We start from the raw sequence: 18,091 nt of genomic DNA on the forward strand, positions 1-18,091 counted from the left end.
TCATGGAAAAATTCACATTAGAAATATTATTTCAAATTATCGGAATCGGTTCGGCATCAGGATTATTTTATAACAATGATGCGCTTTATATTATTGGCGACAACAGCGGATTCTTATACGAATACAATATGCAGAACCAGCAGTTAAACCAGCATCCTTTAATTGATAATCCAACACAAAACATTCCGAAAAACCTAAAACCTGATTTTGAATCTTTAACGCATCATAATGATACTCTTTATGTTTTTGGTTCCGGTTCTACCGAAAATCGAAACAAAATGATTGAGTTTGATATTAAATCGAAAACCGTTTTACAAAAAAATAATTTAGTCGATTTATATACCGTAATGCAAAATTTTGGTTCTATAAAACCAGAAGATTTCAATCTGGAAGGAGCCATTTTTGATGGCGAGAACTGGTATTTATTCAACCGCGGAAACGGAATTTCAAACAAAAACACCATTTTCACCATTCATGCCAAAAGTCTGGGTGACGAATTTGCTTTGGTTGCGACTAATTATAAACTGCCAAAAATAAAAGGCGTTCGCTCTAGTTTTACCGATGCTATTTTAGTGGAAGACAAAATCTATTTCCTTTCTACTGCCGAAGACACAAAATCAACTTACGATGATGGGGAAATACTGGGAAGCTTCATTGGAAGAATTGACCTTAAAACCATGAAAATCGATTTTACTCAAAAAATAACTTCAACGAATAAATTTGAAGGTTTGACTTTCTATAAAAAAGAAAATAACAAAATTGAATTTTTACTTTGCGAAGATAATGATACGGATCTTTTAGAAACTAAGGTTTTTAAATTGACTTTGCCTATTAAATAAGCTCTGTGAGAATCTTTGTGAAGCTTTGTGTTATAATTTTACCGCAAAGATTCGCAAAGAAAATTACGCAAAGAGACACAAAGTATTTTGATTACAATAATAACGTAGAGGCGCACAGCAGTGCGTCTCCGCAAAGAATATAAAAATGCTGAATGATAAAAATTGTGGATTTACGAGACGTTAGACGCACTGCTGTGCGTCTCTACAATAAAACCATTCTTAAAATATTCACATCCTTTAAAAGAAAATCATAAAAACAAAGACACACAAAGAATTTCGATTACAATAATAACGTAGAGGCGCACAGCAGTGCGTCTCCGCAAAGAATATAAAAATGCTGAATGATAAAAATTGCGAATTTACAAAACGTTAGATGATACTATGCGTCTCTACATAAAACCTTTGTAACTTTGAAACTATGAACCTTTGAACCTAAAAAAAAACTTTTTTTCAACCTCGTCCCAACCTTTTTATCTTTTTCGCTCTCTTTATAATTAAAGACCAATATTGTGATAAACGAAACGCTAATTTCTAACTGCAAAAAAATGAACCGCGATGCGCAGCGTCAGGTTTATGAGCACATGGCTCCAAAATTGTATCGCGTTTGCAAACGATACCTCAAAAAGGAAGAAGAAATCGAAGAAGCCTTGGCCGACGCTTTCTATACCATATTTACAAAACTAGATCAGCTTAAGGAAGAAAAAGCCTTTGAAGCCTGGGCTAGAAAAATTGCCGTTAATTACTGTTTGGCTTCCATCAAGAAAAATACCAATTTCAATATGTATCTTGATGATGTAAAAATGCTTGCACAGCCATTTACAGAAGAAATGAACTCCTTAGAAGAAGAAGACTTACTTAATTTATTAAACCATATTCCGGATGGCTGTAAAACTGTTTTTAACCTTTTTGTTATAGAAGGTTTCGGACATAAAGAAATTGCAGCAATGCTCAACATTTCTGAAGGCACTTCAAAATCACAATTGAATGCCGCGAAAACCAAGCTAAAGGAATTAGTAAATAAATTATATTATCAAAAAGCAAAATAGTCATGGACAATCAAGATAAAATATTCAACAGATTTAAGGAAGCTGCAGATAATGCAGAACCAAAAGATTTTCCGGGAATGGAAAAAGTCTGGTCACGACTTGAAGACAAACTGGACAGAAAAGAAGATAAAAAAAGTATTGCACTTTGGAAAAAAATCGCTGTTGCCGCTTCTCTCTTATTAGTAATCTCTTTGGGATATCAGTTTTTAAAAACAGACAAAACAGCCATTATTCAAACATCTGATAAGGTTGTGGTTAATGAATCTGAAAAAGAAACAATTGATAATTCAGCTTTAGATAAAAATAAAGCCGTAGTTGTTGCAGATTCACAATTAGTTTCAAAAGAAGAAGCTGCTAAAATTCTGGAAAAACAAAAACAACAAGAACCAGTTGCAATACATGAAGTTCCAAGTGCCGCTAATGTAGCTGCAGCACCAAATTATGATGCAATGCCTGTACTTAGTGCGCCTGCTCCTGCCGTTACAGAATCCGCATACTCAGAAGAAGAAACCGTAGTCTCAAAAGCCAAAGATAAAATAGATGTAAGTTCCGGATATTCAAGAAAAATGGAGAAAGAAACTTTTAAAGCCTCTGCTGCAGAAATGCAATCTCAAAGAGCTAAAAAAAGTGCGCCTTTAGTTATCCTGAACGGAAACGCAATGGCTCACAGCGACGAGGTAAAAAAAGACAAAATGATACAGGCTGAAATTACAAATCTAGAGCCTGAAAACGTAGAATCCCTTGTTGTATTAGATGAACCTTTGTATATTATTGATGGAATCTACTATTCTGAAAATGATTTATTTGGAAATAATCCCACAAGTCCTTATGCGCCTTTAGACAAACAAGACATTAAAACAATAACCATTTTACAAGATCTTGAAGCCACATCAAAATATGGCGAAAAAGGAAAAAAAGGAGTTGTTATCATAACTACAAAAACAGGAAAACCAGCTTTAAAGAAATAGCCAAAACTCACCAAATCTTAGTCAAAGTTTTAAACTTTGACTAAGAAAAAATCCGAACATTAATTTAAAACTTACTATCATGAAAAGTCTAAAACTTATTTCATCAGCCATTGCTATGCTTATATGTTTCGTGTCAATGGCGCAGGAAAGAACGATTACAGGAATTGTTACAGATGAAACTTCTATGCCAGTTCCCGGTGCTACTATTATCAATCAAAATTCAAAAGCAAATTACATAACCAGTTTTGATGGAAAATACAGTATTCAGGCAAAAAAAGGAAATATGCTTATTTTCAGCTTCATTGGATATAAAACGCAAAGACAAAGAGTTGAAAATTTAAATACAATTAATATACAGCTTTTTTCGGATACTCAAACCTTAAGTGAAGTTGTAGTTGTGGGTTATGGCTCAAATGATTCTGAATATGAAAGTCGAAGTTATGCACGTGCCGAAAAAAGAAAAGAGAAAAAAGATATTTCTCAGGCACTTAAAGGAAAAGTCGCCGGGGTTCAGGTCCAAAGCAATGTAGGATATATGGCTAGTCCAAGTCCAAGTATTGCCATATGCGGAGCAGTCTCTGTTTCTCCAAAAAATGAACCAATGTATATTGTTGACGGAGTAGCAATAAAAGCCGATCAAATGGCAAAAATTAATCCGAATGATATTGACAATGTATCTGTTTTAAAAGATGTGGCGGCAACTTCTGTTTATGGCAGTAAAGCTTCAAATGGTGTCGTTGTAATTTCGACCAAAAATGAACTTTACAAAAATCTTTCTGAAAAAGAATTAGATAAAAAACTAAATCAGATCACTCCTATTCGTCCTGTTGAACCAACGCAGGAAGATTATGATGCTTTTACAGAAAATGCTTTTGAAAGTCCAAAAACGGCTCCGCTTTCTACTTTTTCTATTGATGTAGATAATGCTTCTTATACCAATATCAGACGTTTTTTGAATAGCGGACAAAAAGTTCCAAAAGATGCTGTACGTGTAGAAGAAATGGTGAACTTTTTTAAATACAATTATCCGCAGCCAAAAAATGAACATCCGTTTTCTATCAATACAGAAGTAAGCGATTCGCCTTGGAACTCACAAAATAAAATCCTTAAAATTGGTTTACAGGGAAAAAACATTCCAATTGAAGATTTACCTTCTTCAAATCTTGTTTTTTTAATTGATGTTTCGGGTTCAATGAGCGAAATGAATAAACTGCCTTTGCTAAAACAATCCATGAAAATATTGGTAAATGAATTACGACCAAATGACAAAGTAGCTATTGTGGTTTATGCGGGAGCGGCAGGAATGGTTTTGCCTCCAACTTCTGGAAACGAGAAAAAAACAATAATTAAAGCGCTGGATAAATTAGAAGCCGGAGGAAGTACGGCCGGAGGCGCAGGAATTGAACTGGCGTATAAAATTGCTACAGAAAATTTCATTAAAAGCGGCAACAATCGTGTAATTCTGGCAACTGATGGCGATTTTAATGTGGGAAGTTCTTCAAATTCTGATATGGAAACATTAATCGAAGAAAAAAGAAAAACAGGCGTTTTCTTAACGTGTCTGGGTTACGGAATGGGAAATTACAAAGACAGCAAAATGGAAATCCTTGCTGATAAAGGAAACGGAAATTATGCCTATATCGATAATATTCAGGAAGCAAATCGTTTTTTAGGAAAAGAGTTTAAAGATTCGATGTTCGCGATTGCAAAAGATGTAAAAATCCAGATTGAATTCAATCCAAAACAAGTTCAGGCATATCGATTGATTGGTTATGAAAACAGAAAACTTCGTCCTGAAGATTTTAAAAATGATGCAATTGATGCCGGAGAATTAGGAAGTAATCATACCGTTACGGCTTTGTATGAAATTATTCCGGCTGGTGTAAAAAGCGATTATTTAAATGTTCAGCCTGATGATTTAAAATACACTCAAACCGAAACAAGTTCAAACAATTACAGCGGTGAACTGGCGACAATAAAATTTCGTTACAAAAAACCCGACGGCGATAAAAGTATTGAAATGGTTCAGGTAATCAACAACAAATCGGTTAGTTTAGACAGAGCTAGTGATGATTTTAAATTTAGTACAGCTGTGGCTTGGTTTGGATTAAAACTAAGAGATTCAAAATTAATTTCTGATAAATCATCTGAAGCTATTGCAGAATTAGCACAACAAGGAATGTCATTCGACAAAGGAGGTTATAAAACTGAATTTATTCGTCTTATTGAAACTTCTGAACAATATAATTAATAAATATTTCTTTACATTTGGTTTTTAATCGAATCATTAATTTTAAAACCTATGAATCCAATTTTAAGCCAAAATCTATTTTTAGTTAAAGAACATATCGGAATGTTTAAAGCTGCTAACAACTACGACATTTACGACCCGGAAACGAATCAAATAATTATGAACTGCCGAGAAAATAATCTTGGTTTCTTTACTAAAGTGTTTCGTTTTACAGATTATAAAAGAGCAACGCCTTTTAATGTTGAAATCACAACTGCTTCGGGCGAAAAATTAATTTCGGTAAAAAGAGGAATTGCAATCTTCCGTTCGACAGTTGAAGTTTTTGACGAAAAAGACAGGTTAATTGGAACTTTCAAACAGAAATTTTTCTCATTTGGAGGAAGATTTGAAATCTTAGATAAAAATGACAAACCTGCTGCAACGTTACAAGGGAAATGGACAGGATGGGATTTTAAATTTTCTCACGAAAATAAACAACTTGCACAAGTAAGCAAAAAATGGGCCGGATTAGGAAAAGAGTTTTTTACAAGTGCAGATAATTATGTACTTCAAATTGAAGAAACTGTACCATCAGATAGTCCGCTTAGACAATTAATTCTTGCTGCCGTTATGTGTATCGACATGGTTTTGAAAGAATAGCAAAGTTGTTAAACTTAGATTAAGAAAACACCTAAAAGCATCATTTTAGTTGGCAAAAGTTTTATTTTTGTTAGACTTAAAATGATGCTTTTTGCATTTCTAAACACAAATCATGACAGACTTAAAAAATAAAAATGCGCTTATTACAGGCGCTGGTAAAGGAATTGGTAAAGCAATCGCCATTGCGTTGGCAAAAGAAGGTGTAAACGTAATTCTTCTTGCCAGAACGCAGGCCGATGTGGATCAATTAGCGGCAGAAGTAAATCAATTTGGCGTAAAATCTTTAGCTTTATCTGCAGATGTTTCTGATATCAATTCTGTAAATACTGCCGTTGAAAAAGCTTTAGCCGAATTTAAAACTATTGATATCCTGATTAATAATGCCGGAATTGGTGCTTTTGGAAAATTCCTGGAATTAGAACCTGCAGACTGGGAAAGAATTATTCAGGTAAATTTAATGGGAACGTATTATACAACCCGCGCTGTTATTCCGCAAATGATCGAAAGACAAACGGGCGATATTATCAATATTTCTTCAACAGCGGGATTAAACGGGAATGCTGTTACAAGTGCTTATAGTGCTTCAAAATTTGCTGTTATGGGTTTAACAGATTCTCTAATGCAGGAAATGAGAAAACACAATATCCGTGTTACTGCCTTAACGCCAAGCACAGTAGCAACAGATTTAGCAATTGACTTAAAATTAACGGATGGAAATCCGGAAAAAGTAATGCAGTCTGAAGATGTTGCTGAATTGATTATTGCACAGCTTAAACTAAACCGCAGGGTTTTTATTAAAAACAGCAGTATTTGGTCGACTAATCCTTAAAAATAAAATCCAAATTTTAAATTCCAAATTCCAACTCTTAATGTAATTGGAATTTGGAGTTTAAAAAAATTGGAATTTCAAAACTAAAATGATGGAACAATATTTAAGACAATTAATTGCGATAGAATTTCAGGATAAAAAAGAAATTTTTACCGGGTTTCTTATTGATTATTCTGATGACTGGATTTTACTTCGAAACAATCCTGTTGATTATATTTTGGATGGCTTTGTTATTTTAAAGAATAAAAATATCGAAGCGATTCACAGGGATGAAGACCTCGTTTTTACCGAAAAGGTTATTCGCTTAAAAGGAATAAACATTAATACAGAAGATATTATTCCTATTCAGGATTTGAATGCTATTGTAAATTTTCTTGATAGAAAGTATACCATTTTTCAGATTGCTAAAAAATCTTCAAAAGCGGTCTATTTGGGTAAACTGATTTCGCTTACACCAGATGAACTATTAATTGATTTCCTTGAAACAAAAGGTAAATTTGGCGGTGAATTAGCTTTTAATCCTGAAAAAATCAGGGTTATTGAATTTGATACCGATTATATTAATTCTTTGAAATTGGTGATTCCTGAGAATCAGAAGTAGTTATAAAATAAAAAAAACTCTTTTATGAGGCTTTTTTTATTTGTTATTTCGACCGAAGGGAGAAATCGCACTAGTAATTCCGCAAAGAAAATCTCCAATCTTTGTCGACAAACTAGTGCGATTTCTCCCTTCGGTCGAAATGACAATACTTTGGATATATGGATGTCGCGATAACTTTGTCAAAGTTTTAAACTTTGACAAAGTTAAATCACATGTATTTTTAAGCTTCTGCCAATTTATTTACAAACTCCAAACGAACACTTCCATCTTCATCAATTTTTGTCAAGTTGATTTCGTGCAAAGTATTAATCAATTCAGGGTTCCATGGCGTTTTTACTTTTACATAGTTTTCTGTAAAACCGTGAATGTAACCTTCTTTATTTTCACTTTCGAATAAAACAGTTCTGTTTGTTCCTATTTGACTTTCGTAGAAAGCACGGCGTTTTTTAACCGATAATCCGCGTAACATTTTGCTTCGTTTTGCTCTTACATTCGCAGGAACAACTCCCGGCATATCTGCTGCTTCTGTATTGTCTCTTTCAGAATACGTGAAAACGTGCAGATAAGAAATATCCATTTCGTTTAAGAAATGATACGTTTCTAAGAAATGTTCGTCTGTTTCACCAGGGAAACCAACAATTACGTCAACGCCAATACAAGCGTGCGGCATAACTTCACGAATTTTATTGACACGGTCTGTATAAACTTCACGTAAATAACGACGTTTCATTAGTTTTAAAATATCGTTACTTCCTGATTGTAACGGAATATGGAAATGCGGTACAAAAGTTCGGCTTTTTGAAACGAAATCTATGGTTTCATTTTTCAATAAGTTTGGCTCAATAGATGAAATACGAAGACGTTCAATTCCGTCAACTTCATCTAAAGCTTTAACTAAATCAAGAAAAGTATGTTCGTGTTTTTTATTTCCGAATTCGCCTTTTCCGTAATCTCCAATATTTACTCCGGTTAAAACAATTTCTCTGATATTTTGAGCCGAGATTTCTTTGGCATTTTTTAAAACATTTTCTAAAGCATCACTTCTTGAAATTCCACGTGCTAACGGAATGGTGCAGTACGTACATTTATAATCGCAGCCGTCCTGAACTTTCAAAAAGGCACGCGTACGATCACCAATAGAGTAACTTCCCACATAAAAATCAGCTTCGGCAATTTCGCAGGAATGAACCTCACCCATATCGTTTTTGCTCAAATCATGAATATAGTCTGTGATTTTAAATTTCTCGGTAGCTCCAAGAACTAAATCAACACCGTCAACGGCTGCTAATTCTTCTGGTTTTAATTGTGCATAACATCCAACTGCTGCAACAAAAGCTTTATCATTAAGTTTCATTGCCTTTTTTACAACCTGCTTAAACTGCTTATCTGCATTTTCTGTTACAGAACAGGTATTGATAACATATATATCTGCAATTTCTTCAAAATCGACACGATCAAAACCTTCATCATTAAAGTTTCGGGCAATCGTAGAGGTTTCTGAGAAATTCAATTTGCAGCCAAGCGTATAAAAAGCAACTTTTTTTCTATTTTCCATAGGAATGCACTACATTTATAGTAGTAAGATATTATATTTACATCTCTATTAAAGAGTTTGCAAATTTACATACAATATTCTTGAAAATAAAATCAATAATATACTATATATCAATATTTTGCACAAAGCATGAATTTTAAAACGCATTAAAAAATCAAATAATAAATCAATTATTTCTTAAATTTTGTATTTTAGGAGATGATAATTTTGGATTCAATAAGAATAAAATGACAAAATTATCGATTAAGTGCAAATTTTATCGATTAAATACATTTTTTTGTCTTTTAAATTAAAATTTTCTTACATTTAACTTTGCTTAGAAAATTTCAGTGTTATATTGAGTTTTTATAGATTTTAAACGTTAATATTAATATTATAACAATTCATGTAAAACAATTTTGATTTTCAATCGTTATGTTGTTGTTTTGTTATTAAAAAACGAATGGGAACGCCGAAAACCATAAAGAGTAGGCAAAAATTAAAAATTAAAAACTCCACTATGAAAGCATTTTTACCCACGATCTGCTTGATGTTCTTGACCATTTTTAGTTCGCAAGCGCAAACTAATGCCCCAGCTGCAAATGCAAACCCATTTCCATCTATTAGTACTTTAACAAATTGGGCGAGTTTAAACTCTCAGTCACAATTTGATATTGCAATTCGTGCGGTTGGATTTAAATTTGAAGTAAAGGAGCCAAGTACAGAATCTACAGCTTACACTTATATTCGTAAAGTAACTGTAAATGAAGTAAACTATACAGATAGAATTGTTTACAGAATTACTAATAATAATTCTGCGAGTATTATCTCTTTAGTTACTGCTTCTACAGATTTAGTAAGTTTATATACTCCACAATTAGCAACATTCAAAAATAACAATTGTAAAACTGAAATGTCTAAAGACAAAAACACAACTTGCAGCTGTTACGAAAGTGCCGTTTATGCAATTGATCTTTGCGACGAGCGTGTAAAACTTACAATGGGTGACGGAAATAAATATTTTGTTTCTGTAGCTAAAAAATAATTCCAAGAAATTACGTTTTCCAAATCTTTGCAGACTTTTATAGTTTTCAAAGATTTGGAGGAACGCATTTCTTAAAACACAATTCCTTATAAGTTTGGATTTTTGAGTTCGTACCAAACTTCTATTTCTCCTTCATATTCGAAAGAATTTACAAAATGGAAACCTAGTTTTTCTAAAATCTTTCTTGAATTTTCATTTCCCGCATCTGCGAAAGCGTAAAGTTTTTCTACTTTCATTTCGTTAAAAGCATAATCGACAAAAGCTTTTCCAGCTTCTGAGGCATATCCTTTTCCCCAATGTTTTTCGATAAAACGATATCCTAACTCGTAAAAGTTTTTATGCTTATTGATTTCGTCCGTAATATATTTTATTCCTGACCAGCCAATAAATTCATTGGTTTCTTTTAAAACTACTGCCCAGCGGCCTGTTCCAAAATCTTTGTATTGTTTTTGAACAAATTTGATATAACCAATACTTTCTTCAATATGTTTTACGGGATTATTCCCTAAAAACAAATGCACATTTGGGTTAGAATCCAATTCGAACATTCCTTCTGCATCAGAAAGTTCTAATTCCCGTAATATCAAACGTTCTGTTTCGATTGGATTTTTCATCTCAAAATTAATTTAAAATATATTTCTGTACTACTTCGGCAACGCCGTCATTGTTATTTGAAGATACAATTAAATTTGCTTTATCGCGCAATTCTGGCGTTACATTATCAACCCAAACACCTAAACCGGCATATTCGATCATCGTTAAGTCATTTCCGGCGTTTCCAACGGCGATTATTTCACTTTGATGAATTCCGAGTTTATCTGCTAATTTCTTTAAACTTGCTGCTTTATCAATTCCGTTTTGCGCTGCTTCAAGGAAAAAAGGTTTAGACATTGAAACACTTAAATGTGGCATCGCTGCTAATAAATCTTTTTCGACTTCTTTTAAATAAGCAGGATTTTCAAGCAAAATACATTTTACAGCAGGTCTGTCAACATAATCTTTAAAACTCGAAACTTTACGGTGTGCCATTCCGGTAATATCTTTTTCGATTTCGATATATTCAGAATCGGTTTCACTTATAATTTCGTCATCTAAATACGTTATAATGTGCGTTTTCATTTTCACACTATAATCGTATAAAGCGTGGATTTGTTCTACAGTAAGTTTTTGTTCAAATAAAACAAGATCATCTTTTACCTGGCTGATAATAGCTCCGTTAAAAGAAATCATATAAGAATCATTCAAATCCAGTTCCAGCTCTTTAGCATAAGCAGTCATTGCCGATGTTGGCCTTCCCGAAGCCAAAACAACATAAACCCCTTTTGCCTGTGCTTCTAATAAAACTTTTTTATTTAAATCTGAAATTTTGTGGTCGTCTGTCAACAAGGTATCATCCATGTCGAGAACTAACATTTTGTATTGCATTTTTTTTAGTTTTCAGTTTGCAGTCGCAGTATTCAGTCTCAGTTTTCAGTCTCAGTTTTCAGTCTCGGTAAGCAGTTTTGCACTGTAAACTGAGACTGCGACTGAAAACTTTTTTAAATACTCATTCTAAACTCTTCAATAACCGGATTTGCTTTTGCAAAATCTGTTTCCTGAATGAAAACCTCAACGGCCAAATCTGTACCGCCAAAACCTCCTAAACGAGCGGATTGAATATTATCTTTTTTTACAGTTTCTACACCGGCTTCTTCTAATCTTTCCTGCAAAGCAATTGCTAATACTTCACTTCCCGAAAACACCTTCATTAATCCCATGACATTTTATTTTATTAATTATTAATCTATTCTAGTATTGTTTTTAATTGATTTTGAAAATCTTCATTTTCATTTACTCCTATATGTTCCTGATTTTTTAATGGATAAAAAGCAGCATTTGATTTCAAAAGCTTTTTTAAGCGAACTGAATTATCAAACGGAATTAACTGGTCTGCCGTTCCATGAAAAATATAAATTGGAGCTTTTATCTGCGGGAGATATACATTGGTTTCTAAGCTAAACTTTTTCATAAAGTTTGGAAACATTGGCACTCGTTTACTTGACAATTCTAAAAAATTATAATACGGTGCCTGCAGCAGTAAAGATTTTGGTTTATTTTCGAAAGCTAATTTAGCCGCAAACCCGGAACCTATCGAATATCCCGCAATTATGATTTTATCTTCTGGATATCTTTTTGTCATTGACTGATACACAATTGAAATATCTTTTGATAATTGTTCTTCATTTTCGATTTCGCCTTCGCTTTTCCCGAAACTTCTGTAATCTAAAATAAAGATATCGTATCCTAATGAAGTATAAACTTTTGCAATTTTACCCCAGGTTTCAAGTGTTCCGGCATTTCCATGAAGATAAAAAATGAGTCCTTTTGAATTTTCAGCTTTAAATAATAATCCATTCAGAATAGTTCCGTCAAATGATTTGATGTTTATCTCTTCGAATTTTTGCTGATAATCAAACTTGTAGTCTTTTGGTAATCTTGAACTATGAAAAACTAATTCAACCTGATTAAAGTAAACATAAGAAATTATCAAAACATAAATAATCAGAAAAAAGCACAGAAGTACGATTGACAAGAATTTAAGCGTTTTTAATATTTCCATATTTATTATTTAGTTTTCAGTCTCAGTCTCAGTTTTCAGTGAAGCTTGTAACTGTGACTGAAAACTGAGACTGAGACTGAGACTGAAAATTGCGACTTTTTACTCTTCCTCAATATCGTCTTCTTCTTCATCCAATTCCTCCTCGCCTTCTTCATCCATATCAAACAAATAAGGCTCAAGTAACATTTTATCTGCCAAAATCTCGATACGTTCTGTCAAAGTTTCAGCAAAAATTAAACGCTGCGTTTTAGCAATACTGTTCGAAATACGCATAATTTTAGTTTCATGACGCAATTTCAAAATAGGATCTGCATCATCAAGGATAAACATTTTCAAACGGTTTACATTGTAACCCGCTGTCGAAAACATATCGCTCAATTTATTTGGCGTTCCAATTAAGACATCAATTCCCGTAGAAACATAGTTTTTGTCATAATCCATATCGCCTTTGTCATGAACACCATATACTTCGAGATTCGTATATTTCCCGTATTTCTCAAAAAGCTCTTCCATTTCAAGCACTTTTGCTTTGTCTTCAACAATAATCAAAGCACGTGGCGATTCCTCATTTTTTCCAGCCAATTGCTGAATCACATTTAAAACAATTGTAGTTGTTTTTCCGCTTTTCTCTGGAGAAATAACAATACAATCCGCACCACTTTTTATAGTCGAAAAAGTTTCCAGCTGCAAAACATTTGCTTCTGTTAAACCGTTTTCAATTAGTCCGTCTTGTAGTTTCTCGTTTATTTTTTTTAGTTTCATTTTTTTTATGCTTTAAGCTTTAAGCATTAAGCTATAAGCTAAAATAATTTATTTTTAAAAAGCCTAAAGCCTAAAGCTTAAAGCCTATTGCGCGAAGCACCTATTTGCTTGCGAACATTTTCACGTCGCCTTCAGAGATTTCGTTTCCTCCTAAAATGATTAATCTTTCGACAACATTTCGAAGTTCACGAATATTTCCTGTCCAATCGTATTCCTGTAATAATTGTATAGCTTGCGCCGAAAATACCTTAACCACATTTCCTTGCTCTGATGCAATTTTCTCTGCAAAATGCCTTATCAAAGCCGGAATATCGTCACGTCTTTCATTTAATGGCGGAACTTTAATTAAAATTACAGCCAAACGATGGTATAAATCTTCACGGAAACGGCCTTCGGCAATTTCTGTTTTTAAATCTTTGTTTGTTGCGGCAACCACACGAACATCAACTTTAATGTCTTTATCGGCACCAACTCTTGTAATCATACTTTCCTGAAGCGCACGTAAAACTTTGGCTTGCGCCGAAAGACTCATGTCACCAATTTCATCTAAGAAAATAGTTCCTTTATCTGCCGCTTCAAACTTTCCGGCACGATCCTTAACTGCCGATGTAAAAGCACCTTTTACGTGCCCGAATAATTCACTTTCGATCAATTCACTCGGAATCGCCGCACAGTTTACTTCAATTAAAGGAAAATTAGCACGTTCGCTTTTTTCGTGTAATTGATGTGCTACTAATTCTTTCCCGGTTCCGTTTGGTCCCGTAATCAAAACTCTGGCTTCGGTTTGAGCAACTTTATCAATCATCACTTTAATATGATTAATAGATTCGCTGTCGCCAATCATTTCGTAATTTTTGCTGACTTTTTTCTTTAGAATTTTATTCTCAACAACTAATTGTTTTTTGTCTAAAGCATTACGAACGGTATTCAATAAACGATTTAAATCTGGCGGTTTTGAGATATAATCAAAAGCACCCAAACGCATGGTATGAATTGCGGTTTCCATATCGCCATGACCTGAAATCATAACCATCGGAATTTCCGGTTTTATCTTTTTTACTTCTTCTAAAACCTCAACACCGTCCAGTTTTGGCATTTTGATATCGCACAAAACCAAATCGTAATCGTTGTTCTTTATTTTTTCAAGACCTGCAGCTCCATCCTCAGCTTCATCAACCTGATAGGTATCATTTTCTTCTGATAATATTTTTACCAAAACTCTTCTAATCGCTGCTTCGTCTTCGATAATTAGTATCCTACTCATTCTTCGTAATTTTCAATTTTAAAAATTCCAAAATCCAATTATTGGAATTTGGGATTTATTCCCATTCTTTTTGAATTGGAATTTAATACTTTAACCATTTATACAATTCCTTCCAAGTTGGTTTTTTGCCGTACATTAAAATACCTACGCGGTAAATTTTTGCTGCGAACCAAACGACAAGGAAAAAGGTAGCAAACAATAATGATACCGAAATTGCGATTTGCCACCACGGCACGCCAAACGGAATACGCATTAGCATAACTATTGGCGACGTAAGCGGAATCATGGAGAATACAACGGCAACGGTTCCGTGTGGATCGTTTACAACCGTAAAAAATCCAATGTATACACTTAGAATTAACGGCATTAATATTGGCAGTAAAAATTGCTGAGAATCGGTTTGATTGTCAACGGCTGCTCCAATTGCGGCGTAAAATGAACTGTATAGAAAATAGCCTCCAATAAAATAAATCACGAAACCAATTATAATACTTGCAATTGGCAGATTCCATAATTCGGTAATATACATTTGTGCTGTTCCTGAAAATTCATGCTGTGCAGATTGCATTAATTCTGGTGAAATTCTGGCTGTTGGTCCAACGTTTACACCAAAAAATGTTGATGCCGCAAACATTAATCCTAAACCAATAAAAGCCCAAATTATAAATTGTAAAATTCCCGCCAATGATGTTCCAACAATTTTACCAATCATTAACTGAAATGGTTTTACAGATGAAATAATAATTTCGATAATTCGGTTTGTTTTTTCTTCGATTACGCTTCGCATTACCATATTTCCGTAAATGATAATAAACATCATAATCAAATAACCAAATGCACCGCCTATTGCGATTTTTATTTCATTTAATCCTTTTAAACTTTCTTCTCCCGAAGCTTTAACCAAATGAATATTAACCTCTGATTGTGCTTTTTGAATTGCCAGCGTATCTAGTTTGGCGCTTTCGAGATTTAGTTTGGTAATTTTTGTTCCGATAATTTTCTGTGTCCCTTCTATAAAAGAAATACTTGGACTGTTATTCGAAATAAACTCAATTTTACTTTCTAAATCTTTTGTTTTATTTGTTTTTGGAATGACAATTAATCCGCTGAAATTTTCTTTTGTAATACTGTCTTTTAAAGCTTTTACATCAATTTCAGATAAATTCAGATATTTGAATTCGGCACCTTTTTTATTTTCCTTTAAAAAATCTGCAGCAAAAAGTCCGGTTTCGTCATGAATAGCGATGCGTTTTGTTTCGGCTTTCATTGTGCTCAAATAACCTATAAAAACGGCTATCGCAACAAACAAAAGCGGACTCAAAAAAGTCATGACAACAAAAGATTTATTGCGGACTTTGGCAATAAATTCTCTTTTTATAATCAACGAAATGATGCTCATTTATAATTTTAGATTTTAGATTGTTGATTTTAGATTGCCGATTTAGATTTTAGTTTTTCACTCTAAAATCTAAAATCTGAAATCTAAACTTTATTCTCTGTAACAGTTTGAATAAAAATATCATGTACACTTGGAATTTTTTCTACGAAATGCGTTACTTGTCCGCGTTGTGTCAGGACATTTAATAATTCGTTTGGTGCTGCATTTCCTATTTGAATATTTAATTTTAAATCGTCGTTTAAGGATTTAAAATTCGCCTGTGAAACAGTAAACTTTTGTGTAATATCGTACATCAAACCTTCAACATTATTGGTCAGGATTCCCACTTCAAAACTGTTGGTTTTAAACTGGCGTTTTACATCGCCCACTTTTCCTTCAATCAGTTTATTTGATTTGTGAATTAAAGCAATATGGTCGCAAAGTTCTTCTACACTTTCCATTCTGTGTGTCGAAAAAATAATAGTTGCTCCCTCCTCTTTTAATGCCAAAATTTCATCTTTTATAACATTGGCATTTACGGGATCAAAACCTGAAAAAGGCTCATCAAAAATTAACAATTTTGGTTTATGTAAAACACAAACTACAAACTGAATTTTCTGCGCCATTCCTTTAGAAAGCTCCTGAATTTTTTTATTCCACCAGCCCTGAATTCCTAAACGATCAAACCAATAATCCAATTGTTTTTTGGCTTCGGCTTTAGAAAGTCCTTTCATTTGTGCGAGATACAAACATTGCTCCCCAACTTTCATCGAGCTGTATAATCCTCTTTCTTCGGGAAGATAACCAATTGTCTGCACGTGTTTTGGGTGCAGTTTTTCTCCATCTAAAATTACTTCGCCGCTGTCTGGCATTGTAATTTGATTGATGATTCTGATTAGGGAAGTTTTTCCAGCTCCATTAGGACCTAAAAGTCCATATATACTGCCTTTTGGCACATTTAATGAAACTTCGTTAAGCGCTACATAATCGCCATATTGTTTTACGACTTTATGTACTTCGAGTAAGTTGCTCATTTTGTTTTTTTGGATTTTCTTGCGCTGGCTTTTGTTATTTTTACCAACAGTCTGTAAAAGTAAATAATTACTAGCGAATCTGCATAATAATACGCAAAAAACCCATTCTATTTATGTTTAGAATGGGTTTTGAATTTATTTAAACATTTTAGAAAAGTTTAGATTATGAGAACATATCTTTTACTTTTTCAAAAAATGATTTTTCTGATTTCTCTGGACTTGGCGCAAAATGCTCATCGTTTAAAGCATTTTCAAAGAATTGTTTTTGTTCTTTGTTTAATGTTTTTGGTGTCCAGACATTTACGTGAACCAATAAATCTCCGCTTCCGTAACCGTTTAAACTTGGAATTCCTTTTCCTTTTAATCTTAGGATTTTTCCAGATTGAATTCCTTCTTCCAGTTTAATACGAACTTTTCCGTTGATGGCTTCGATATCTTTTGAAACTCCTAAAACTGCTTCCGGGAAACTGATGTATAAATCAAAATGAATATTTTCACCTTCACGTTTTAAAAATTCGTGTTCAACTTCTTCAATGGCAACAATTAAATCTCCCGGAATACTATTTCCCGGCGCATCGTTTCCTTTGTTTGAAACTTTCAACTGCATTCCGTCAGTAACACCTGCCGGGATTTTGATTGATACTGTTTCATCTTCCTGAACCATTCCTTGTGCATCTGCCTCAGAAGGTCTTTTATCTAAAATTTGACCAGAACCACCACAAGTAGGACAAGTTGATGCTGACTGCATTCTTCCTAAAATGGTATTAGTTACACGCATTACCTGACCTTGACCGTTACAAGTCGTACAAGTTTTATACGTTACACCTTTTGCCTGAACTTTACGTTTTACTTTTACTTTTTTCTCAACACCATTTGCAATTTCTTCTAAAGTAAGTTTTACTTTAATTCGAAGATTGCTTCCTTTAGCACGGCGAGGACCTCCGCCTCCGCCTCCGAAACCGCCAAATCCTCCTCCAAAAATGTCACCAAACTGGCTGAAAATGTCATCCATATTCATACCGCCGTGACCACCGCCAAATCCGCCAGAACCATCAAATGCCTGATGTCCGTACTGATCATATTTAGCTTTTTTCTGTGGATCGCTTAAAACTTCATAAGCTTCAGCAGCTAATTTAAAGTTTTCTTCTGCCTCTTTGTCGCCTGGATTTTTATCAGGGTGGTATTTAAGCGCACTTTTTCTATATGCTTTTTTTATTTCGGCAGCGTCAGCATTTTTTGAAATGCCTAGTATTTCGTAAAAATCTTTTTTCATAGTTAGGTTTAAATTCCAAATCACAAATT

Annotated in this window: 18 protein-coding genes; 8 read left to right on the top strand and 10 right to left on the bottom strand. The window is 33.7% G+C overall.

Going from position 1 to position 18,091, the window contains the following annotated elements; genetic code table 11:
- Window positions 1-2 precede the first annotated feature (2 nt).
- The 7 genes from APR43_RS22000 (at window position 3) to APR43_RS22030 (ending at window position 7,173) form a co-directional block, all read left to right on the top strand.
- The gene (locus tag APR43_RS22000; RefSeq protein ID WP_053474030.1) at window positions 3-839 is read left to right on the top strand and encodes a DUF6929 family protein; all 837 of its coding nucleotides are present in this window, start codon (window positions 3-5) and stop codon (window positions 837-839) included.
- 545 nt (window positions 840-1,384) lie between these two features.
- On the top strand, window positions 1,385-1,885 hold the full coding sequence (locus APR43_RS22005; protein WP_053474076.1) for an RNA polymerase sigma factor: 501 nt from the start codon (window positions 1,385-1,387) through the stop codon (window positions 1,883-1,885).
- A 2-nt stretch (window positions 1,886-1,887) separates the two neighbouring features.
- Window positions 1,888-2,853: a hypothetical protein gene (locus tag APR43_RS22010; protein ID WP_053474031.1), complete on the top strand. Its 966-nt coding sequence runs from the start codon at window positions 1,888-1,890 to the stop codon at window positions 2,851-2,853.
- A 79-nt stretch (window positions 2,854-2,932) separates the two neighbouring features.
- The gene (locus APR43_RS22015; protein WP_053474032.1) at window positions 2,933-5,104 is read left to right on the top strand and encodes a vWA domain-containing protein; all 2,172 of its coding nucleotides are present in this window, start codon (window positions 2,933-2,935) and stop codon (window positions 5,102-5,104) included.
- Window positions 5,105-5,155: 51 nt separating this feature from the next.
- Window positions 5,156-5,743: an LURP-one-related/scramblase family protein gene (locus APR43_RS22020; protein ID WP_053474033.1), complete on the top strand. Its 588-nt coding sequence runs from the start codon at window positions 5,156-5,158 to the stop codon at window positions 5,741-5,743.
- A 112-nt stretch (window positions 5,744-5,855) separates the two neighbouring features.
- On the top strand, window positions 5,856-6,572 hold the full coding sequence (locus APR43_RS22025; protein ID WP_053474034.1) for a 3-ketoacyl-ACP reductase: 717 nt from the start codon (window positions 5,856-5,858) through the stop codon (window positions 6,570-6,572).
- Between the two features lie 88 nt (window positions 6,573-6,660).
- On the top strand, window positions 6,661-7,173 hold the full coding sequence (locus APR43_RS22030; RefSeq protein WP_317044747.1) for a hypothetical protein: 513 nt from the start codon (window positions 6,661-6,663) through the stop codon (window positions 7,171-7,173).
- Window positions 7,174-7,393: 220 nt separating this feature from the next.
- Here the strand turns inward: APR43_RS22030 and mtaB are convergent, their stop codons facing one another.
- A complete protein-coding gene (gene mtaB, locus APR43_RS22035; RefSeq protein ID WP_053474036.1) occupies window positions 7,394-8,728 on the bottom strand; it encodes a tRNA (N(6)-L-threonylcarbamoyladenosine(37)-C(2))-methylthiotransferase MtaB in 1,335 nt (444 codons plus the stop codon).
- A 499-nt stretch (window positions 8,729-9,227) separates the two neighbouring features.
- On the opposite strand from mtaB, the gene APR43_RS22040 reads away from it, so the two are divergent.
- Window positions 9,228-9,752: a hypothetical protein gene (locus tag APR43_RS22040; RefSeq protein WP_053474077.1), complete on the top strand. Its 525-nt coding sequence runs from the start codon at window positions 9,228-9,230 to the stop codon at window positions 9,750-9,752.
- Between the two features lie 86 nt (window positions 9,753-9,838).
- On the opposite strand, the gene APR43_RS22045 is transcribed toward APR43_RS22040, so the two are convergent.
- The 9 genes from APR43_RS22045 to dnaJ form a co-directional block, all read right to left on the bottom strand.
- Complete coding sequence (locus tag APR43_RS22045) at window positions 9,839-10,366, bottom strand: GNAT family N-acetyltransferase (RefSeq protein ID WP_053474037.1); 528 nt, start codon at window positions 10,364-10,366, stop codon at window positions 9,839-9,841.
- 7 nt (window positions 10,367-10,373) lie between these two features.
- A complete protein-coding gene (locus APR43_RS22050) occupies window positions 10,374-11,177 on the bottom strand; it encodes a Cof-type HAD-IIB family hydrolase (RefSeq protein WP_053474038.1) in 804 nt (267 codons plus the stop codon).
- A gap of 113 nt (window positions 11,178-11,290) precedes the next feature.
- Window positions 11,291-11,509, bottom strand: coding sequence for a putative signal transducing protein (locus APR43_RS22055; protein WP_053474039.1), 219 nt, complete (start codon window positions 11,507-11,509; stop codon window positions 11,291-11,293).
- A gap of 26 nt (window positions 11,510-11,535) precedes the next feature.
- The gene (locus APR43_RS22060) at window positions 11,536-12,351 is read right to left on the bottom strand and encodes an alpha/beta hydrolase (protein ID WP_053474040.1); all 816 of its coding nucleotides are present in this window, start codon (window positions 12,349-12,351) and stop codon (window positions 11,536-11,538) included.
- 99 nt (window positions 12,352-12,450) lie between these two features.
- Window positions 12,451-13,113 (bottom strand): DEAD/DEAH box helicase, encoded by a 663-nt coding sequence (locus APR43_RS22065; RefSeq protein WP_053474041.1) that lies wholly within the window; start codon window positions 13,111-13,113, stop codon window positions 12,451-12,453.
- A gap of 100 nt (window positions 13,114-13,213) precedes the next feature.
- On the bottom strand, window positions 13,214-14,377 hold the full coding sequence (locus APR43_RS22070; protein ID WP_053474042.1) for a sigma-54-dependent transcriptional regulator: 1,164 nt from the start codon (window positions 14,375-14,377) through the stop codon (window positions 13,214-13,216).
- 82 nt (window positions 14,378-14,459) lie between these two features.
- Window positions 14,460-15,776, bottom strand: a complete 1,317-nt coding sequence (locus APR43_RS22075; RefSeq protein WP_053474043.1) for an ABC transporter permease — start codon at window positions 15,774-15,776, stop codon at window positions 14,460-14,462.
- An 83-nt stretch (window positions 15,777-15,859) separates the two neighbouring features.
- Window positions 15,860-16,789, bottom strand: coding sequence for an ABC transporter ATP-binding protein (locus APR43_RS22080; protein ID WP_053474044.1), 930 nt, complete (start codon window positions 16,787-16,789; stop codon window positions 15,860-15,862).
- Between the two features lie 163 nt (window positions 16,790-16,952).
- Window positions 16,953-18,062 (bottom strand): molecular chaperone DnaJ, encoded by a 1,110-nt coding sequence (gene dnaJ / locus APR43_RS22085; RefSeq protein WP_053474045.1) that lies wholly within the window; start codon window positions 18,060-18,062, stop codon window positions 16,953-16,955.
- Between the last annotated feature and the right edge of the window lie 29 nt (window positions 18,063-18,091).

Source organism: Flavobacterium sp. NLM, assembly GCF_002210235.1.
Classification (GTDB): Bacteria; Bacteroidota; Bacteroidia; order Flavobacteriales; family Flavobacteriaceae; genus Flavobacterium; species Flavobacterium panici.